The sequence below is a fragment of the Alcaligenes sp. GCM10023179 genome (assembly GCF_042653705.1).
GTDB lineage: Bacteria > Pseudomonadota > Gammaproteobacteria > Burkholderiales > Burkholderiaceae_B > Alcaligenes > Alcaligenes phenolicus.
In genome coordinates this window covers 794772-813243 of record NZ_JBHSIQ010000001.1, presented here as the reverse complement: position 1 = coordinate 813243, position 18472 = coordinate 794772, and the positions used below count along the sequence as shown (strand labels likewise).

20 protein-coding genes are annotated in these 18472 nt (G+C 56.5%); 11 read left to right on the top strand and 9 right to left on the bottom strand.

Features of this window, described 5'->3' with window-relative positions; translation table 11 throughout:
* Window positions 1-78: 78 nt before the first annotated feature.
* The 5 genes from ACFPDR_RS03585 to ACFPDR_RS03565 all read left to right on the top strand — a co-directional run bounded on the left by ACFPDR_RS03585 (window position 79) and on the right by ACFPDR_RS03565 (window position 5211).
* The gene (locus ACFPDR_RS03585) at window positions 79-780 is read left to right on the top strand and encodes a pirin family protein (protein WP_060186610.1); all 702 of its coding nucleotides are present in this window, start codon (window positions 79-81) and stop codon (window positions 778-780) included.
* Window positions 781-1295: 515 nt separating this feature from the next.
* The gene (locus tag ACFPDR_RS03580; protein WP_009454811.1) at window positions 1296-1496 is read left to right on the top strand and encodes a hypothetical protein; all 201 of its coding nucleotides are present in this window, start codon (window positions 1296-1298) and stop codon (window positions 1494-1496) included.
* Window positions 1497-1628: 132 nt separating this feature from the next.
* Window positions 1629-2774, top strand: a complete 1146-nt coding sequence (locus ACFPDR_RS03575) for a sensor domain-containing diguanylate cyclase (protein ID WP_137431229.1) — start codon at window positions 1629-1631, stop codon at window positions 2772-2774.
* Between the two features lie 122 nt (window positions 2775-2896).
* On the top strand, window positions 2897-4315 hold the full coding sequence (iaaH, locus tag ACFPDR_RS03570; RefSeq protein WP_376910570.1) for an indoleacetamide hydrolase: 1419 nt from the start codon (window positions 2897-2899) through the stop codon (window positions 4313-4315).
* 338 nt (window positions 4316-4653) lie between these two features.
* On the top strand, window positions 4654-5211 hold the full coding sequence (locus tag ACFPDR_RS03565; protein WP_376910569.1) for a DUF1697 domain-containing protein: 558 nt from the start codon (window positions 4654-4656) through the stop codon (window positions 5209-5211).
* Here the strand turns inward: ACFPDR_RS03565 and ACFPDR_RS03560 are convergent.
* On the bottom strand, window positions 5203-6069 hold the full coding sequence (locus tag ACFPDR_RS03560; protein WP_376910568.1) for an aminoglycoside phosphotransferase family protein: 867 nt from the start codon (window positions 6067-6069) through the stop codon (window positions 5203-5205). The genes ACFPDR_RS03565 and ACFPDR_RS03560 overlap by 9 nt on opposite strands.
* Before the next feature lie 287 nt (window positions 6070-6356).
* On the opposite strand from ACFPDR_RS03560, the gene ACFPDR_RS03555 reads away from it, so the two are divergent.
* The 4 genes from ACFPDR_RS03555 (at window position 6357) to pyrF (ending at window position 9696) form a co-directional block, all read left to right on the top strand.
* Window positions 6357-6644, top strand: coding sequence for a co-chaperone GroES (locus ACFPDR_RS03555; protein ID WP_009454802.1), 288 nt, complete (start codon window positions 6357-6359; stop codon window positions 6642-6644).
* 34 nt (window positions 6645-6678) lie between these two features.
* Window positions 6679-8325: a chaperonin GroEL gene (groL, locus tag ACFPDR_RS03550; protein ID WP_026485468.1), complete on the top strand. Its 1647-nt coding sequence runs from the start codon at window positions 6679-6681 to the stop codon at window positions 8323-8325.
* A gap of 154 nt (window positions 8326-8479) precedes the next feature.
* On the top strand, window positions 8480-8863 hold the full coding sequence (locus ACFPDR_RS03545; protein WP_009454798.1) for a diacylglycerol kinase: 384 nt from the start codon (window positions 8480-8482) through the stop codon (window positions 8861-8863).
* A gap of 5 nt (window positions 8864-8868) precedes the next feature.
* Window positions 8869-9696 (top strand): orotidine-5'-phosphate decarboxylase, encoded by an 828-nt coding sequence (gene pyrF / locus ACFPDR_RS03540; protein WP_026485466.1) that lies wholly within the window; start codon window positions 8869-8871, stop codon window positions 9694-9696.
* A 425-nt stretch (window positions 9697-10121) separates the two neighbouring features.
* Here the strand turns inward: pyrF and ACFPDR_RS03535 are convergent, their stop codons facing one another.
* Both ACFPDR_RS03535 and ACFPDR_RS03530 read right to left on the bottom strand, forming a co-directional pair.
* Window positions 10122-11390, bottom strand: a complete 1269-nt coding sequence (locus tag ACFPDR_RS03535) for a CaiB/BaiF CoA transferase family protein (protein ID WP_060186606.1) — start codon at window positions 11388-11390, stop codon at window positions 10122-10124.
* 10 nt (window positions 11391-11400) lie between these two features.
* Window positions 11401-12387: a Bug family tripartite tricarboxylate transporter substrate binding protein gene (locus tag ACFPDR_RS03530; RefSeq protein ID WP_009454792.1), complete on the bottom strand. Its 987-nt coding sequence runs from the start codon at window positions 12385-12387 to the stop codon at window positions 11401-11403.
* Between the two features lie 149 nt (window positions 12388-12536).
* On the opposite strand from ACFPDR_RS03530, the gene ACFPDR_RS03525 reads away from it, so the two are divergent.
* Window positions 12537-13337, top strand: a complete 801-nt coding sequence (locus ACFPDR_RS03525) for an IclR family transcriptional regulator domain-containing protein (protein WP_022983221.1) — start codon at window positions 12537-12539, stop codon at window positions 13335-13337.
* Window positions 13338-13341: 4 nt separating this feature from the next.
* Here the strand turns inward: ACFPDR_RS03525 and ACFPDR_RS03520 are convergent, their stop codons facing one another.
* Genes ACFPDR_RS03520 through ribBA form a run of 6 tightly spaced genes read right to left on the bottom strand, consistent with a single transcriptional unit; the run spans window position 13342 to window position 17520 of the window.
* On the bottom strand, window positions 13342-13848 hold the full coding sequence (locus ACFPDR_RS03520; protein WP_026485462.1) for a CinA family protein: 507 nt from the start codon (window positions 13846-13848) through the stop codon (window positions 13342-13344).
* A complete protein-coding gene (locus ACFPDR_RS03515; protein WP_009454786.1) occupies window positions 13845-14366 on the bottom strand; it encodes a phosphatidylglycerophosphatase A in 522 nt (173 codons plus the stop codon). The genes ACFPDR_RS03520 and ACFPDR_RS03515 overlap by 4 nt, the downstream gene beginning before the upstream one ends.
* A gap of 9 nt (window positions 14367-14375) precedes the next feature.
* The gene (thiL, locus tag ACFPDR_RS03510) at window positions 14376-15338 is read right to left on the bottom strand and encodes a thiamine-phosphate kinase (RefSeq protein ID WP_266108713.1); all 963 of its coding nucleotides are present in this window, start codon (window positions 15336-15338) and stop codon (window positions 14376-14378) included.
* Between the two features lie 13 nt (window positions 15339-15351).
* Window positions 15352-15867, bottom strand: a complete 516-nt coding sequence (gene nusB, locus ACFPDR_RS03505; protein WP_042488795.1) for a transcription antitermination factor NusB — start codon at window positions 15865-15867, stop codon at window positions 15352-15354.
* On the bottom strand, window positions 15821-16339 hold the full coding sequence (ribH, locus tag ACFPDR_RS03500; RefSeq protein ID WP_009454781.1) for a 6,7-dimethyl-8-ribityllumazine synthase: 519 nt from the start codon (window positions 16337-16339) through the stop codon (window positions 15821-15823). The genes nusB and ribH overlap by 47 nt, the downstream gene beginning before the upstream one ends.
* Before the next feature lie 14 nt (window positions 16340-16353).
* Window positions 16354-17520: a bifunctional 3,4-dihydroxy-2-butanone-4-phosphate synthase/GTP cyclohydrolase II gene (ribBA, locus tag ACFPDR_RS03495; RefSeq protein WP_009454780.1), complete on the bottom strand. Its 1167-nt coding sequence runs from the start codon at window positions 17518-17520 to the stop codon at window positions 16354-16356.
* 115 nt (window positions 17521-17635) lie between these two features.
* On the opposite strand from ribBA, the gene ACFPDR_RS03490 reads away from it, so the two are divergent.
* Window positions 17636-18463 carry an IclR family transcriptional regulator gene (locus tag ACFPDR_RS03490; RefSeq protein WP_022983222.1) on the top strand — a complete coding sequence of 276 codons (828 nt, stop codon included), beginning with the start codon at window positions 17636-17638 and terminating at the stop codon, window positions 18461-18463.
* The last annotated feature ends 9 nt before the right edge of the window (window positions 18464-18472 follow it).

Here is an 18472-nt window from a genome sequence, read left to right as displayed (position 1 = left end):
CTATGCTATTGATTCTATTTTATTCAATCAGCAAGACGCCTAGAATTCTTTTTAGTATCCAATATCAAGGAGCGCATCATGATTGAACATCGGCCTTTTAATGAACTGGGCGGCGCCAACCACGGCTGGCTGGACGCCAAGCACCATTTTTCTTTTGCTAATTACTACGATCCCGCTCGCATGAGCTGGGGTGCCCTGCGTGTCTGGAATGACGACACGATTGCGTCCAACACCGGGTTTCCACCTCACGATCATGCCGATATGGAGATCATTACGTATGTGCGTGAAGGTGCGATCAGCCACCAGGACAGTTTGGGCAATAAGGGTCGTACTGAAGCCGGTGATGTGCAGGTGATGAGTGCCGGCACGGGTATTCGCCATGCGGAGTACAACCTGGAAAGCGGGACGACACGGATCTTCCAGATCTGGATTCAGCCAGAGCGTCGTGGTTTACCGCCAGCCTGGGGGGCCAAGCCTTTCCCCAAGGATGGGCGTTCGGGGCAGTTTGTCGCTCTGGCCAGTGGTTTTGAGGGTGACGCAGAGGCTTTGCCGATTCGTGCCCAGGCCCGTGTGCTGGGAGCGACCTTGAAGAAAGGTCAAAGCACGACTCTGTCTTTGCCTGCCGAGCATCTGGCTTATCTGGTGCCTGCCACAGGGCGGGTTTCGGTAAATGGTCTGGAGTTGAATGCCCGTGATGGGGCGGCGATTCGCAATGAAACGACGCTGGAAATTCAGGCGCTGGAGGATGCGGAGCTGGTGCTGGTTGAGACGGCGCAGTAATTGCGGAAGGGCTGTTTTGAAGATGGGGGGGGCCGTTTGAGCGCTCCCCCCGCTTCTTTTTGCTGTTCTGGTGCTCTGAAAATAAACGCAGGTAAGAGAAGATATATGTCTTTTTAAGGTCATATGTCAGCTCGGAAATTAAACAACCCAATAGAACGCTTGGGTTGCCTTGCCGTTTGCTGGCGTAATGTTGTTTGTTCAGTACTCCACCTTGGCAGAAAGACGCCACTTGGAGCCCTGCCTGGGTGTCCGGGCTGAGCACTTGCCGGTGCTGCGCACCGGTGCCCTTGTCAGGAGATAGCTACGGGCGCACCCTGAACTCCCGGGGTGGTTCGTCCCCCGGACGAACCACAAGCGCCCCGGTCAAACAACAGGGCGCTTGCATCCCTACGCTATCTCCTGACCGCGGCAAGTACTCTGAATCGCCCCGACACCCAGGCAGGGCTCCAAGTGGCTGGCATCATGAGCAATTTAAGGGCGAAACGTAACTGTGATGCCGCCCTATGAGCTAATTGATGATGGATTCAGGGGTATTTTTCGTGGCTCAATTTCCTGCCATGAAAAATACAGTTGGAGGTGGGCTGTCTCAACTGTCTGTTTTCGGTGTGGTTTTGAAAAGTATTCCTGATTTTTTGTTTAGCTTAGGTAAACAATCCTTCCCCTTGTCTGTCCTTCTCATTCTGCGCAGCCTTCCCTTAACGGAAACCGGCTCATAAAGCAGATCAAAACTTCTTCTTTTCTCTGATTAAACTGTTTGTTCTCAATCGATAAGCGTCTGCCCTGCAACAATATCGTTACAATTGTTGTAACGCCAGTTTTCAACTCTTCTTAATGCACGCGAACACACCGTGTCCTCTCCCAACCAGTATTTCGTTCTGATCGTCCCTGCCTGCGCGGCATTGCTGGGCATCGCGATGATTTACTGCTGGAGCCGTCTACGCGATCACCGTTACCTGCTCTGGATTGCCTCGGGGTATATCTCCACGGCTATTCCTATGGGGATCCATAGCCTGATGCCCAATGAGCAACTCGCCCGCTGGACTCTGCCCTTGTCGGCTATGTATTTATATGGTGTCTGGGCTTTGTCTCATGGGGTCGCTTTACGTTTTGGCGGACGTGCTCATCCCAGATTGGCTGGAGCAATCGTCCTCGTCACGCTGGGGCTGCTTTTTTATTTTTCCCAGATTGATGATGATCTCTGGCTGCGTTTACAAATTCTGAACTGGGGCCTGGCCTTTTTGGTTGCTTTGCCCATCAAGTCGATCTTGTCCGGCAGGTCACGCACGATTCCTTTGGCAACGCTGTTGCGGGCCTCTTACCTGACAGCCTTGCTTTATGCCTTTGTTCGTGTATTTGCGCTGGCCACACTGATCCCTCGCGAGATGCAGCCAGAGCTGACCCGCTCCGGTTTTTGGCTCTTGATGCTGGCGACCAATATGTTCATCAGCATTTGGGTCGCGCTGGCTATTTTGACCAGTACGGCCATGTCGATTGTGCAGACGCTGGATCATGAGCGCAGCCGGGACCCTTTGACCCGTTTGTTGAACCGTCGTGCTTTTTTCGAGCAGGTCAAAAAACGGCTGGAGCTGTATGGACATAGCGGCTGGGCGGTCATGACCTGCGATCTGGACCACTTCAAGATGGTCAATGACACCTGGGGCCATGTGGCGGGCGATCGGGCCTTGAAGGAGTTCGGGGCCTTACTGGCTCGCACGGTTCGCCAGGACGATTTGGCAGCCCGCTTTGGGGGCGAGGAGTTTGTCTTGCTGATACGCAGCACCAGCTTGCATACCGCCGTGCTGGTTGCCGAGCGTTTGCGCAGCAGTGTGATGAATCTGCATATCCCCGCCACGGCGCATACGCTGACGGCCAGTTTCGGTGTAGTTCAGCTAAACAGCAATGGCGACATCAACCAGGCCATTGAGCAAGCTGACCGGCTTTTGTACGAAGCCAAGCATGCTGGCCGCAACAAGGTCGTTTGGAAGGCGTCCTGAGTTATTCCTCCTGCTTGCTGATACCCTTACAGTCTCTTTTTTCAAGACAGCCCCGTTAGAGGCTGATTGATAGGACTATCACAGCAAAAGCCGGGGGCGTTCACGCCTCCCCAGGAGACCCCATGTCACTTACCGAACTTAGCGCCAGCGAACTGCTGGCAGGTCTGGAAAAAAGCCAGTTCAGCGCCCGTGAGATTGCCGACGAGCTGCTCAAGCAATCACAAGAAATGGCCCATTTGGGCGGTCTGGCACATTTGGATTCAGAGCTGTTTTACCAGCAGGCCGATCAGTCTGACGCACGCCGCGCCCGTGGCGAAGCCTTGGCGCTGGACGGTGTGCCTTTGGTGATGAAAGACAACCTGAACACCACGGACATGCCCACCACGTCCAGCACCGGCGCCCTGCAAGGTCGCGTGCCGCTGAAAGATGCAGATGTAGTCGCACAATTGCGCAAGGCCGGTGCCGTGCTGCCCGCCAAGTCCGTGATGCACGAACTGGCTTTTGGGATTACGACCAATAATGCCACTACGGGCCCCAGTCGCAACCCTTATGATCCAAGTCGTATTCCCGGCGGCTCTTCCGGTGGCACTGCAACGGTTGTGGCAGCTCGTCAGTTTCCAGCTGGCTTGGGCACGGATACGGGCGCTTCGGTGCGTTTACCTGCCGCGCTTTGCGGCCTGTACGGTTTCCGTCCTACAGTGGGCCGTTATTCAGGCCAGGGCATTGTGCCCTTGTCCCCTACCCGCGATACAGCAGGCCCCATGACTCGCAGTCTGGCTGACATCAGCTTGCTGGACAGCCTGCTCTGCCAGAAGGCCCCCACTGTGATTGCCACTCCTTCCTTGAAGGAGCTGCGTCTGGGCGTACCCCGTGACAGCTTCTGGAAGGATATGGATGCCGGTGTGGCCGACGTGACCCTGGCGTTTCTGGATGATTTGCAAAAAGCCGGTGTCACGCTGGTCGATGTAGACCTGTCTCCGGTTCTGAAGATCAATGCCCGCGTCGGCATGCCGATTGTGCTGTATGAAACCTTGCAGAACCTGCCTTTGTACCTGGCCGAAAACAAGTACGACATTAGCTTGGACGAGTTGATTGCTGGCATTCACAGCCCCGATGTGAAAGAGATTTTCGACGCCATTACGGGCGACTACACCATCAGCCAGGAAGCCTACGAAGAAGCGCTGAATGTAGACCGCCCCCTGATGCAACAGGCCTATGCAGACCTGCTGCGCCAGTCCAATGTCAGTGGCTTGATCTTCCCGACCAGCCCGCTGACCGCCTGCCCGATTGGCGATGATGAAACCACCATGATGAACGGCAAGGCAGTACCTACCTTCAACACTTACATCTCTCGTACCGACTTGGGTTCGAACCTGGGCGCACCGGGCATCTCACTGCCTATCGGTCTGTCAGGTGGTCTGCCAGTGGGGATGCTGATTGAAGCGGGTATCGGTGCAGATGATCAGCTGCTGGCTCTGTGCCGTGCGATTGATCCTTTGCTGCCAACGACACCGGCACCGGATTTGAACAAACGGGCATAAACGACGTAAAGACGGATTAAGCAATCTGCAGGCTACTGCACCAGGCTGAATAACTCGCCACATCCAAATGCCATCAGCCCAACAAAAAACAGGCCGAATTCCTAGGGAAATCGGCCTGTTTTTTGATGAGGCTCCTCACGAAGGCGTCATGCGCCCGGGTCCGTATTACCGCCAAACCGCCGACGCCACATCTGCACCAACCAGCCGTGATGCTCACACAGTGCAGACTGACGAGCCTTGAAAACAAAACACAATACTGTTTTTTAACACAGCATAAAATGGCGCACTGAAACTCCCGCCCGCACGGCAACACCCCAACTTCACGGCCAGCACACACCATGAATACACAGATTCTTTTATTGTGTGGCGTCATGCCCACCGGCAAGAACAAGGTCTTGATGGCACCACTACGCGCAGCCCTGGAAGCAGCGGGTCTGAAAGAGGTCCGGACTTATATACAAAGCGGCAATGTGATTGTGTCCACAGAGCTGGAACAGCCGGAGTTGGAGCAACTGGTTCACCACACTATCAAGAACAAGCTGGGCGGAAATATTCAGGTTATCGCCCGAACACCGGCTTATTTCATGCGGGTGATGGCGAACAATCCTTTCAAGGACGAAAGCCCCAGCCAGCTATATTTCACCTTGCTGCGCTCCCCAGCAGATAGCGTCTTGCTGCATGCCTTCCACGCCCTGGAGCACGCACCGGATCAGGTCCGCGTCATTGATGACATCGCCTATATTGTGTGCGCAACCCGGTATCGAGACCTGAAAGCCAACAATAATTTCATCGAGAGAAAGCTCAAGGTCGTTGCGACGACACGCAACTTCAACACCATGAGCAAGCTGATCGCCTTGAGTACGGGTAATGAAATAGTGATGAACCCCTCAAGCTAAGGCCCGTCGAGCCAGCGCCGCAACGGCCAACTCTTTATTGGCCTCGGTGCGCAATCCATCCTCCAGAAACCAGGCAGCTGACAAGGCCGCATGCGCCATGACCCATCTGAGCAAGCGTTGACGCTCCAGCCCTGCAACCTCGATGACTACCGACAACTGCCGTGCAAAGCGCGCTGGATCGGTGCTCGTTTTAAGATCAGGGTTGCACAGCACATTTACATAGTCGTAATAGCGCTCACCAGTGACGCGCTTGGGATCTATTGCCAGCCATCCACGCTGATCGAAATCAAGAATGTTGCTATGGTGCGCATCCCCGTGCAGAACGACCTGATCACGCTGATCTCGCAGCAGCTCATTGGCCACTAGTGCGCATTCAGCCATCAGACCGCCCTCTTGCTGCGCCATCGGTGCCAGCGATTCAAAAAAATCGCTCAGGGGGCGCAAATTGTCAGGTGGGGCCGAAGGTCGGTTTGAATGCAATTGCTCAAGGGCACGGCAGATACAGCTCGTCGCTGCATCATCTTCCCCTTCTAAAGCCATGCGCAATAGATCCCTGGAGCCCGTTGCACGCTCCATCAGCAACGCTCCAGAGTCTGGGTCCAGCGCATATACATGCGCCGCGCCATCGCCAGCCCACCATTGCAGCACTTGGCCGCCGATACGCTCATCAAGATCTCGTGTGATTTTGATCATCGCCGGCTGCCCCTCCAACTTCCCGGTCAGCCGCACGGGCATCAGATCGCTGGTCGCGGTGCTGAAAGGCTTGCCAGCGGCCTGAGCCCCCCAGCGTTGGAGAAAGACATTGAATAGGTTGAAGTTGGACATTGCGCTGGTTTTCGTGGAAATCTCTTTAGGCAAAAGAAAGCCTGGCGTTCAATCATGCCCGACCGCTCATGATCGAAAGCGCCCAGCTTAACTGAGCTTGCCTTATTAATGTGAGTCCAAGTCCAGACACGCACCAGAACCCGGCGTTTCCCTCCCCCCTACTTCACGCCCCAGGACAAATATGTAACAGCCTGACCCTGGTGCTCTTGAAATTAGAAAAGTCGTCCCTATAATTAGCACTCGAAGGGGTTGAGTGCTAAAACGCCTCGCCCCCACAATCGGACCAACAACTAAAGTCATCTTTAAACAGGAGTTTCTCCATGGCACTGCGTCCTTTGAACGATCGTGTGATCGTCAAGCGTCTGGACAACGAACGCACCACCGCTTCCGGTATCGTTATCCCCGAGAGCGCGACTGAAAAGCCCGATCAAGGCGAAATCCTGGCCGTTGGCCCCGGTAAGAAAACCGAGGACGGCAAGGTTCTGGCGCTGGATCTGAAGGTCGGCGACAAAGTTCTGTTTGGCAAATACTCCGGCCAGGCCGTCAAGATCGACGGCGAAGAGCTGCTGGTGATCCGCGAAGAAGAAATCTTCGCCGTGATCGAATAAGTACCGCCAACGAAAATTCAATAGGATTCAAACCATGACCGCAAAACAAGTTTACTTCGGCGACGACGCACGTACCCGCATCGTGCGCGGCGTCAACGTTCTGGCCAACGCTGTTAAGACCACCATGGGCCCCAAAGGCCGTAACGTTGTTCTGGACCGCTCTTTCGGCGCTCCTACCGTTACTAAAGACGGTGTGTCCGTTGCCAAAGAAATCGAACTGAAAGACAAGTTCGAGAACATCGGTGCTCAACTGGTTAAAGAAGTTGCTTCCAAAACTTCCGACAACGCCGGTGACGGTACCACTACCGCTACTGTTCTGGCTCAAGCCATCGTTGAAGAAGGCCTGAAGTTTGTTGCCGCTGGCATCAACCCAATGGACCTGAAGCGCGGTATCGACAAGGCCGTTGGCGTTGTGGTTGACGAACTGCGTCAACTGTCCCGTCCTTGCACCACCAGCAAAGAAATTGCTCAGGTCGGTTCCATCTCCGCCAACAGCGACCACTCCATTGGTGAGATCATCGCCAATGCCATGGACAAAGTGGGCAAAGAAGGCGTGATTACCGTTGAAGACGGCAAATCCCTGGAAAACGAACTGGACGTGGTCGAAGGTATGCAGTTTGACCGCGGCTACCTGTCCCCTTACTTCATCAACAACGCTGACAAGCAAGTTGCTGTTCTGGACGATCCGTTTGTTCTGATTTTCGACAAGAAAATCTCCAACATCCGTGACCTGCTGCCCGTACTGGAGCAAGTTGCCAAGACCAGCCGTCCTTTGCTGATCGTTGCTGAAGACGTGGAAGGCGAAGCCCTGGCTACTCTGGTTGTGAACAACATCCGTGGCATTCTGAAGACTACCGCCGTTAAAGCTCCTGGCTTTGGCGATCGTCGCAAAGCCATGCTGGAAGACATCGCTATCCTGACTGGCGGTACCGTGATCTCCGAAGAAACCGGTATGTCCCTGGAGAAAGCGACTCTGGACGACCTGGGTCAGGCCAAGCGCATTGAAGTGGCCAAAGAAAACACCACGATCATCGACGGCGCTGGCAACGGCACCGACATCGAAGCTCGCGTGAAACAAATCCGCGTTCAGATCGACGAGTCCACTTCCGACTACGACCGTGAAAAACTGCAAGAGCGCGTGGCCAAGCTGGCTGGCGGTGTTGCCGTGATTCGCGTTGGCGCTGCCACCGAAGTCGAAATGAAAGAGAAGAAAGCCCGCGTTGAAGACGCCCTGCACGCTACTCGCGCAGCCGTCGAAGAAGGTATCGTTCCTGGCGGTGGCGTTGCACTGATTCGTGCCCGCGCAGCTGTTGCCCAACTGAAAGGCGACAACACCGACCAAGACGCCGGTATCAAGCTGATCCTGCGTGCTATCGAAGCTCCTTTGCGCACCATCGTTTCCAACGCCGGCGAAGAAGCCAGCGTGGTTGTTAACCAAGTGGCCAGCGGCACCGGCACCTACGGTTACAACGCTGCTACTGGCGAATACGGTGACCTGGTCGAGCAAGGCGTTCTGGACCCAACCAAGGTGACTCGCACTGCCCTGCAAAACGCAGCTTCGATCGCCAGCCTGTTGCTGACCACCGAAGTGGCCGTGACCGAAATCGTGGAAGACAAACCTGCTCCAGCCATGCCTGACATGGGTGGCATGGGCGGCATGGGTGGTATGGGCGGCTTCTAAGCCACTTATCAGCACCCCGATCCGGGCGGAAATTGATCACTTCTGCCCTGATCGCCACGCTTTTAGTACAAAAACCGGATGGATTTTTCCATCCGGTTTTTTTTCGCCCAAGCAAACCCCTATAATCAGGGCACTTCAATCTGCAGCGTCCTTCATGTCAGACTCTCCATTCAAAAGCAAAGGCGGTGTTGGTCGCCTGTTCAATGCCCTGCGCTACTCCAGCCAGGGCCTGGCCGCCGCCCTGCGCCATGAAGCTGCCTTTCGCCAGGAACTGGCACTGGCTGTCATCCTGACGCCACTGGCATTCTGGCTGGGACAAACCCCGGCAGAGATTCTGGTCTTGCTGGGCACACTAGTCTTTGTGCTAGTGGTAGAGCTGCTGAACTCGGCCCTGGAGGCCCTGGCCGACACGATTACCCTGGAGCACCACCCCTTGATCGGGCGGGCCAAGGATCTGGCCAGTGCTGCCGTGCTGCTGTCCCTTATTTTTGCTGGTGCCGTCTGGCTCAGCTTTTTGTATAGCCGTTTACTTTCCTGATTCCCATGACATTCATAGAAAAACTGAACCGTGCCTGGACGGACAACCAATCCATGCTGATGGTGGGTCTGGACCCAGACCCTGCCCGCCTGCCTTTGGAGCTGGCCAGCAAACCCGGCGCGATTTATGAGTTCTGCAAAGCGATTGTGGACGTCACCGCCGACTACACCTGCGGCATCAAACCACAGATTGCCTACTTTGCCGCTCAGGGTGCCGAGGATCAGTTGCAAGACCTGTGCGACTACATTCGCAGCCGTTACCCTCACCTGCCCATCGTGCTCGATGCCAAGCGTGGCGACGTGGGTTCGACAGCCGAGCAGTACGCACGCGAAGCCTTTGAGCGCTACCGCGCAGACGCCGTCACCGTCAGCCCCTACATGGGCTTTGACTCGGTAGAGCCGTACCTGGAGCACAAGGACAAGGGCGTGATCGTGCTGTGCCGCACCTCCAACCCTGGTGGCTCGGACCTGCAATTCATGGAGATGGCCGACGGTACCCCGTTGTACCTGCACGTAGCCAGCCTGGTGGCAGAGAAATGGAATACAAACGGCCAATGTGCTTTGGTGGTGGGCGCAACCTTCCCCGAGGAAATTGGCAAGGTACGTGCCCGTATTGGCGATATGCCTTTGCTGGTGCCCGGCATTGGCGCACAAGGTGGCGATGTGGTCGCCACCGTTGCTGCTGGTATGGACTCGCAAGGTAACGGCATGATGATCAACTCTTCGCGTGCCATTCTGTACGCCAGCCGAGGCGATGACTGGCGTGATGCGGCACAAGCTGCAGCGATTGCTACGCGCAATGCGATTAATGATGCGCGCAACAAGCAGCGCTAATTGACTGCCCTTCCCCGGTTTGAAAACAGACCGGGGATACAGAGTCCAAGCTTGTAGCGACAGCGACAGCGACAGCGACAGCGACAGCGACAGCGACAGCAATTAGTGTAGATACAAGAAAGCCCCACTCACTTGGATTCAATCCAAAGTGAGTGGGGCTTCTTATTTATTAAGCTATGACCGATAGGACCCGCTCAGGCTCAGTTGAGCCTTAAGCGTAAGAAGCAGCCTCCCCCCTACTGAGTCACGAGACCTAGGCCAGGGTCTGACCTGTATTTCAGGTAGCAGGGGCGGTGTCAATCAGACACTACTTCTGCCACAAGTCCAAACGCTAAACTAGGCCTGCGCCTCGACTCTGACACTGGTTCAAATTCTGGTTTGGCTTTGGCTTTGGCTTTGGCTTTGGCTTTGGCTTTTAACCCTAGTCAAGCCTGGTTCCGGTTGCGCCACTGCTTCAGCTCCGGGTTATCCGCTCCCAGCAAACTCTCCAGCGCCTGCTCGGTATGCTCACCCAACTGCGGCGGAGCCATGCGGTAGGACACCGGACTGTCAGAGAAGCGCATGGGGCTGGCCGTCATGCTGACCTTGCCGGCCTGGCTGTGGTCCAGCTCGATACGCATATTCCGGGCCTGAACCTGCGGGTGCGAGAACACGCCGTGCAGATCATTGATAGGTCCAGCTGGCACACCGATCTTGTCCAGTGCTTCCAGCCAGTAAGCGCTAGGATGCTGTTGCATCGCGGCACTCAGAATCTGCTCCAGCTCATCCCGGTGCTTGACCCGCTGACTGTTAATGTTGAAACGCGAATCCTCAACAATTTCCGGGTGTCCAATTGCTTCGCAATAAGCCGCGAACTGACGGTTATTGCCGATAGCCACAATGATGTGGCCATCTGCCGTTGGGAACACCTGATACGGCACCAGATTCTGGTGTGCATTACCGGCCCGCTTCGGTGCCTGCCCACTGACCAGATAGTTCATGTTCTGATTCGCCAGCATGGCTACCTGACAGTCCAGCAAGGCAATGTCAATATGCTGCCCCAAACCACTGCGTGAGCGTTCAAACAAGGCGGCCAGAATGCTGCTGGTGGCATACATGCCCGTCATCAAGTCCGCGACAGCAACCCCCGCTTTCTGTGGACCACCGCCGGGCTTGTCATCACGCTCGCCCGTCAGGCTCATCATGCCGCCCATGGCCTGGATCATGAAGTCATAACCCGGACGCTCGGCATAAGGGCCTGTCTGGCCAAAGCCGGTAATCGAGCAATAAATCAGGCGAGGGTTGATCTCTTTCAAGCTGGCGTAGTCCAGGCCGTATTTAGCCAGACCACCCACCTTGAAGTTCTCCACCAGAATGTCGCATTCCCGTGCCATGGCACGCACCACATCCGCCCCTTCCTGGCTGGCAATATCCAGGCTGATCGACTGCTTGTTACGGTTGGCCGACAAGTAATAGGCCGCTTCAGCCGTATCTTCCTTTTCAGGTGTCTGCAAAAAGGGCGGGCCCCAGGCGCGAGTATCGTCGCCGGTTTCGGGTCGCTCTATCTTGTAGACATTGGCCCCCAGGTCGGCCAGGTTCTGTGTGCACCATGGGCCAGCCAGAATGCGTGTCAGATCCAGAACCCGGATACCATCCAAAGGGGCAGGACGCGTCGCCTGCGAGGCGTGCTGATCGCTCACGTTACAGTGCTCCATTCAAAAACAATTAGTCCAGCGTGATATTGGCTTGCTTGATCAGGCTGCCCAATTTCTCGTCTTCCTGACGCAGGAACTCGGCGTACTCGGCAGGGGTGGAGGAAATGATGTCCACGCCTTGACGACGGAAGGTTTCAACAAACTCGCTGTTCTCGCTGACGGTTTTCATGGCCTGGCTCAGGCGATCAATAATTTCAGTAGGCGTGCCGCTGCTGACGTGGAAACCAAACCAGGCTGTCACGTTATAGCCCTGGTTCAGGCCCAACTCTGCAAAGGTTGGAACCTCTGGCAACAAGGAGGAACGCTCCGGACCGGACACAGCCAGGGGACGCACAGTATTGGCGTTGATGTGCGTAATTGCGGTGCCCATGCTGTCGAACATGAAGGAGATGTGACCACCTAGCAGATCGGTCATGGCAGGTGCGCTGCCACGGTAAGGAGCGTGGATGACGTCGATATTGGCCATCGTGGTAAAGGCGGCAGCCGACAGGTGCGAGGACGAGCCATTACCAAAGGAAGCGTAAGTCAGATCATCGGGCTTGGCGCGAGCATGGCTGATCAACTCTTCGCCCGTATTGAATGGGCTTTGCTTGGCGTTCACCACCAGCACGTTCTGCCCTTCCGCCACCAGAGAAACAGCGGCCAGATCCTGCGCCGGATCGTAAGGCAGTTTCTTGTAAAGGTGGTTGTTCACCACGGCCTGACCAACCGCGGCCAGCAAGACGGTATAGCCATCGGGGGCAGATTTCGCGACGAAGTCCGTAGCGATAATGCCGCTGGCGCCGGGCTTGTTTTCCACAATGATGATCTGGCCCAGATCCTTGGACAGTTGCTGCGCGACACCTCGGGCAATCACGTCAGTCACACCGCCCGGCGTAAAGGGCACAACCAGACGGATAGGCTTGTCCGGATACGCGGCTTGCGCGCCCAAGGAACAAAACAACAAACCCATTCCGGCCAGCAGAGGAGCCACTTTACGGGCTAGAATTTTTTTCATGAATCACTCCAAACTTATTTTGTCCGATAATCGAACTTGATTATTAAATTGCTAAGTCTTGTTTTTTTTACAATTTATCATCGATAATTCTTGCCAATCCCATCGAGTTCGCTAATCGAACAAAACTAGACCTTGCCACTTCCTGAGCCATGACAACAAATAAAGAAACAGGCCCCGCCACCAGCAGCTACAAAGGCGACCCGGATTACATGCAATCGTTAGCCCGTGGCCTGCAGGTGATTACGGCTTTTTCAGATAGAAGACGGCCATTGCGGGCCGCAGAAATTGCCCTGAAAACGGGTCTGGCACGGGCGGTGGTGCAGCGCTGCCTCTACACGCTGCAAGCCCTGGGCTATGCAGAGCAGGAAGGTCCGTTCTGGAAGCTGCGTCCGGCGATTTTGCAGCTGGGCCATGCGTACTTTTCTTCGACCTCCATCGTCAGTCTGGCCCAGCCCATACTGGACGACCTGAGTGACCGCGTCGGTGAAACCTGTGCACTGGCCTTGCTGGATGGAGACGAAATTCTGTATCTGGCACGCGCCCAACGACAGCGTGTACTGACTGTGTCTTTGGGCCTGGGTAGCCGCCTGCCTGCTCACTGCACCTCTATCGGGCGAATGATGCTGTCGCAGTTGCCGCAAAGCAGGCTGGATGCCTACCTGGAGCTGGCTCCCTTCAAGATCATGACGCAATACACCGCCCATACTCGCGAGGCTTTGCTGCGCGAATTGAAGCAGGTACAGGAAAAGGATTATTCCTTGATCAAGGAAGAACTGGAACTGGGTCTAACGGCCATTGGCGTACCCGTGCGCAGTGCCAGCGGGCGCGTTGTAGCCGGAATGAGCATCAGCATCAAGGACTGGCAGGATACGGAAGAAAAGCTGATCCAGCGCTGCCTGCCCGAACTACGTTCGAGCGCCAGGCAGCTGGGTTTGATGTTACCGGCCTGAGCAATCAGGCGGGATTGAGCATGGTCAGCGCACTGGCCAAGGCGTATTCCACGGCCTGCTGACGGATTTGGGCCCGGTCTCCATCAAAGATACGAGCAGAGGCGCGGGTCACAATGCCATCACCCCGGCGCTGTGCAAAACCGAAGCACACCAGGCCAACCGGCTTGCCCGCCGTGGCTCCATCCGGACCGGCAATGCCGGTCGTGGAAATAGCCAGTTCCGCATCTGCAGTGGCTTCCAGCGCACCCGCCGCCATTTCCATGGCGGTTTCCTCGCTGACCGCGCCAAAACGATCCAGGGTGTCCTGGTTCACGCCCAGTTCCTGAACCTTGGCCTTATTGCTGTAAGTAACCAGACCGCGCTCGAACCAGGCGCTGGAGCCGGGCAGGTCCGTCAGGGCAGCAGCCAGCAGGCCACCCGTACATGACTCGGCGCAGGCAACCATCCAGCCGCGATCTTTAAGGGCTCGCCCCAGGGCCAGGGCGGCATTGCCGTGCTCGTAATCGCTCATGAGAAAACTCCAAAACGTACCAAGACAGCCATCAGCAACAAGGTATAGCCTGCCGCCAGGAGATCGTCCCACATAACGCCAAAACCATTATGCAGACGACGATCAAAATAGCGGATTGGCGGTGGTTTGAGAATATCAAAGAAACGAAATAAAACGAATGCGATGCCCTGTGCAAGCCAGGTCTGCGGAATCAGCCACAGCACCAGCCAGAAGGCGACCATCTCATCCCAATTCATGCCGCTGTGATCGGACACGCCCAGGTCGTAGCCCGTGCGGTGGCAAGCCCAGCAGCCAATGAAAAAGGTGAGCGGCAAGAAAATGGCCATTTGCGTGTCGGTCAGCACATGCAGACCCAAGACCCACAAGACCCAGGCCAGCACCGTGCCCCAGGTACCCGGCCCCGGACGCAATACGCCGGTACCGCCGCCAAAGGCAATCAGGCGCCAAGGCTTTTTCACCACCCAATCCAGGGTAGGACGTTGAATGGGATTCAAGGAAGGATCAGGAAATGTGCTCATGACACAGACTCAGCCACCAAAATGATCGAAACCGCCCTGGGCAGGGGCAGGATGCAGACCCTGTTGATCACGCACGTACACCCCGCTACCAGCGTGCATGGAGCCAATACGGCTAAGCTGCACGCCTTCGCGCTGGGCCAGCGCCATGATGGACTCCCGTTGTTGGGGAGCCCCCGTAAAACACAATTGAAAAACGTCACCACCAACCAGAACCGCTTCGCGCTGCAGCTCGGCAGGCAAACCCTTTAAGGAAAGATCCAGCGGCAAGGCGTCCCAATCCAGATGGGCGGCACATTGGCTGGCTTTGGCGATATGACCCAGGTCTTGAACCAGGCCATCAGACACATCAATGGCAGCATGAGCCAAACCTGCCAGGGCATGACCCAGGCGATAAGGCGGCCAGGGCTGTTCCAAGGCTGGGCGGCTGGCAGCCAGACGATCCGGGTCCGCGGCCAGTCGACCCTGCAGGAGGCGCAAGGCAATGTCTGCCGCCCCCAAGGTACCCGTCAACCAGATGTCGTCACCAGCTTGAGCCGCGCTGCGTTGCAAGGCCTGTCCCGCTGGGACTTCACCCAGCACCGTAATGCTGATGACCACCCCCTGCTTGCTGCGCGTGGTATCGCCACCGATCAAGGGGCATTGCGCCTGATCGGCCAGTTCAAACAAACCTTTGGAGAATGCGGCCAGCCACTCGGGCCGGACTTCGGGCATGGACAAAGCCAGGAGGCAGGCTCGTGGCTTGGCTCCCATGGCGCCCAGGTCCGACAGGTTCACGGCCAGCGCCTTGTGCCCCAAGAGAAAGGGGTCCACATCGGGAAAGAAATGTTGCCCTTCGATCAATAGATCCACGCTGCTGGCCAGTTGCCAGCCGGGTGTTGGAGTAAAAAGGGCGCAGTCGTCGCCCACTCCCAAATAGCCTTCGGGAGCGGGACGATTGAAATACTGCTGGATAAGACCGAACTCGTTCAGCACGGCACGCCCCGTTTTAGCGGCGGGCCTGCTTGGCAACTTCAGGTGCGCGTACGTCGGCGGCCAGTTTGTCCAGCACGCCGTTCACGAATTTGAAACCGTCGGTACCGCCAAAGGACTTGGCCAGTTCAACGGCTTCGTTAATGGCAACGCGGTAAGGCACTTCAACGTGATGCACCAGTTCGTAGCTGCCAATCAGCAAGATGCCGTGTTCAATGGGAGAGAGCTCTTCCAAAGGACGATCCACATACGGCAAAAAGCGTTCGCGCAGCACAGGGGCTTCGCGCATGACGCCGAACAGCAAGGTTTTGAACCAGGCTGCGTCGGCTTCGCCAAACTCCTCGTCGCCCCGGATATGAGCGTCGATGGAGGTGGCTTCCTGCAGGCCATCAGCACCTCGCAACAGCCAGGAGTAGATGCCCTGCAGGGCAAATTCGCGCGAGCGGCGGCGCGCGGATCGTCCGTTGGCCTTGCTGGCCGGGACTTTATTTGTCGTCGTCAAGATCTTCGTCCTCGTAATCTTCGTCCTCATCGTCGTCCAGCTCGGGTTCGAGGACGGCGATAAGATTGCCCAGCTCGACCGCTGTACGGGCGCAATCGCGACCTTTTTCAGCAGCACGAATCTCGGCTTGTTCATCTGTGTTGGTGGTCAGTACACCGTTGGCAACAGGAATACCGGTTGCCAGGGAGACTTGAGTAATGGCCGAAGCGCTTTCATTGCTGACCACTTCAAAGTGGTAGGTGTCACCGCGGATAACAGCACCCAGAGCGATCAGGGCATCAAATTCGCCGGTTTCAGCCATCTGGCCCAGGGTAATGCCCAGTTCCAGCGCACCGGGGACGGACAGAACGGTCACGTCGCGCTCGTCTACACCCAAAGCTTCCAGCTCTTTCAAGCAGGCTTCCAACTCGGTCAGACCGATGGATTCATTAAAACGCGCACGCACAATACCAATGTGCAGACCTTCCCCATTCAGGTCAGGGGTAACAATGTAAGGATTCATGTTGGAAGCTCCGCTTAGGATTGAGAGTCTGGTTCGCTATGGTAACCCGTCACGGTCAATGCAAACCCGGCCATGCTTGGCATTTTACGTGGTCGCGACATCAAACGGGCTTTACCAACATTGAGGTCACGCAAAATTTGTGCACCAATTCCGTAGGTGCGCAGATCGTTGCGGCTAGGGCGACCGCGTGGCGCCTGGGCCGGGCTGTCTGCAGCCCAGGCCTGAATCTGCTCGAAACTCTCTTCTTCGGAGCTCTGGCAGTTCATCAGCAAGACAACACCGCTGTCGGATTTGGCCACGGTACGCAACGCAGTGGGCAGGGTCCAACTGTGGCCCACATCCCCCTCGATCAGAACATCCAGCACGGTAGTCGGTTCATGTACACGCACCAGGGTTTCCACTTCCGGGCTGATTTCACCGTGCACCAGTGCCAGATGCAAGCCACCGGAAGACAGATCGCGGTAAGCGTGGCATTCAAATTCGCCATAAGGAGTCTTGACGGACTTCTTGTGCAAACGCTCGATCATGGACTCGTGTTCGCTGCGGTACTGGATCAGGTCCGCAATGGTGCCAACCTTGATGCCGTGTTCGCGGGCGAACACCAACAAATCGGGCAAACGCGCCATGGTGCCGTCAGGATTGAGCACTTCACAAATGACAGCAGCCGGGGTCAAGCCTGCCATCGCCGTCAAATCGCAGCCCGCTTCGGTGTGACCGGCACGCACCAGCACACCACCTTTGGCCGCCTTCAAGGGAAAAATGTGACCAGGCTGCACCAGATCAATCGGACGTGCATCACGGGCCACGGCCGCTTGCACAGTACGGGCGCGGTCAGCAGCGGAAATGCCGGTCTCCACGCCTTCAGCCGCTTCAATCGACACCGTGAAGTTGGTGCCAAAGCGGGTACCGTTGCGGGTGGCCATCAAAGGCAGGTCCAGCTGGCGGCAGCGCTCTTCGGTCAGCGTCAGGCAAACCAGACCGCGGCCATGCGTCACCATGAAGTTGATCGCTTCGGCATTTACGAATTCGGCGGCCATGACCAGATCGCCTTCGTTTTCGCGGTCCTCTTCGTCAACCAGAATAACCATGCGACCGGCGCGCAGCTCTTCAACAATCTCTGGAACGGGAGCGATTGGACTGGCGCCCAGTTGACCAGCGTCGGACTGAATTTCTTGATTCATCGTGCTCTTTGCTCAGACAGATAATAATTAAGGCCATTTTACGACACCCAAGGCCCGGCGGGCAGCTTCATTAGTCGGTACACTTGAAGACCGTGCCAAACCGCTCCAAACCCCTATGACCGAACCCATTTTGCCTGCTATGGACGAAAAGCGTCGCCGTATCCAATCCATTGAAACGGGTTTTGGCCTGTTGAAAGTGCTGGTAGATAGCGGACAACCCATGATGTTGCGAGATCTGGCCACGCAAGCTGGGATGAGTTCGGCCAAAGCCCACCCGTATCTGGTCAGTTTTACCAACGTAGGACTGGTGCAGCAGGCTCCGGCTACCGGCCTGTACGAGCTGGGGCCGTTTGCCTTGCAGATGGGTTTGGTCAGCTTGCAAAGCCAGAACCCGGTGAAGATTGCCCTGCCCCTGGTTCAAGCCTGGGCCTCGCGCATCGGGCACACCCTGGGCTTGGCGGTGCTGGGCTCACACGGACCCACCATGGTTCATATCAGCGAGGCCAGCTACCCGGTCCATGTGAACATGCGCTGCGGCACGGTCATGTCCATGCTGCACACGGCCACCGGCCACGTCTTTGCCGCCTGGCTGCCCCCTGAAGTGGCGCGCCACTACATTGAGCGCGAGGCAGGTGACAGCGCGGTTGTCACCAGTATCAGTCCGCTGCGCCCCAGCCCCAAAGAACTGGCTGCCATGCTGGAGAAAATCCGTGAACAAGGTGTGGCACAGGCACTGGGCAACCCCTTGCCCGGTATTGATGCCCTGTCCGTCCCCGTATTTGATCACTCCGGCCAGATTGTGCTGGCCCTGACCAGTCTGGGCCCCAGTACGCTGTTTGATGCCAGTATCAACAGCCCCATCCTGGCTCAGTTGCGACAGTGCGCCAACAGCATTTCACACCAGTTGGGCTGGCGCGAGCCACTAGGTACTCCCCCTTTATAAAACTTGACA

Bases quoted from the DNA above. Each gene is read 5' to 3' on its own strand.
- groL (WP_026485468.1), top strand. From the start codon at position 6,679: ATGACCGCAAAACAAGTTTACTTCGGCGACGACGCACGTACCCGCATC.
- ACFPDR_RS03535 (WP_060186606.1), bottom strand. From the start codon at position 11,390: ATGGAGCACTGTAACGTGAGCGATCAGCACGCCTCGCAGGCGACGCGT.
- ACFPDR_RS03530 (WP_009454792.1), bottom strand. From the start codon at position 12,387: ATGAAAAAAATTCTAGCCCGTAAAGTGGCTCCTCTGCTGGCCGGAATG.
- ACFPDR_RS03490 (WP_022983222.1), top strand. From the start codon at position 17,636: ATGACCGAACCCATTTTGCCTGCTATGGACGAAAAGCGTCGCCGTATC.
- nusB (WP_042488795.1), bottom strand. From the start codon at position 15,867: ATGAGGACGAAGATTACGAGGACGAAGATCTTGACGACGACAAATAAA.
- ACFPDR_RS03520 (WP_026485462.1), bottom strand. From the start codon at position 13,848: ATGAGCGATTACGAGCACGGCAATGCCGCCCTGGCCCTGGGGCGAGCC.
- ACFPDR_RS03555 (WP_009454802.1), top strand. From the start codon at position 6,357: ATGGCACTGCGTCCTTTGAACGATCGTGTGATCGTCAAGCGTCTGGAC.
- ACFPDR_RS03545 (WP_009454798.1), top strand. From the start codon at position 8,480: ATGTCAGACTCTCCATTCAAAAGCAAAGGCGGTGTTGGTCGCCTGTTC.
- ribH (WP_009454781.1), bottom strand. From the start codon at position 16,339: ATGAATCCTTACATTGTTACCCCTGACCTGAATGGGGAAGGTCTGCAC.
- pyrF (WP_026485466.1), top strand. From the start codon at position 8,869: ATGACATTCATAGAAAAACTGAACCGTGCCTGGACGGACAACCAATCC.
- ACFPDR_RS03580 (WP_009454811.1), top strand. From the start codon at position 1,296: ATGATGGATTCAGGGGTATTTTTCGTGGCTCAATTTCCTGCCATGAAA.
- ribBA (WP_009454780.1), bottom strand. From the start codon at position 17,520: ATGAATCAAGAAATTCAGTCCGACGCTGGTCAACTGGGCGCCAGTCCA.
- ACFPDR_RS03515 (WP_009454786.1), bottom strand. From the start codon at position 14,366: ATGAGCACATTTCCTGATCCTTCCTTGAATCCCATTCAACGTCCTACC.
- ACFPDR_RS03565 (WP_376910569.1), top strand. From the start codon at position 4,654: ATGAATACACAGATTCTTTTATTGTGTGGCGTCATGCCCACCGGCAAG.
- iaaH (WP_376910570.1), top strand. From the start codon at position 2,897: ATGTCACTTACCGAACTTAGCGCCAGCGAACTGCTGGCAGGTCTGGAA.
- ACFPDR_RS03585 (WP_060186610.1), top strand. From the start codon at position 79: ATGATTGAACATCGGCCTTTTAATGAACTGGGCGGCGCCAACCACGGC.
- ACFPDR_RS03525 (WP_022983221.1), top strand. From the start codon at position 12,537: ATGACAACAAATAAAGAAACAGGCCCCGCCACCAGCAGCTACAAAGGC.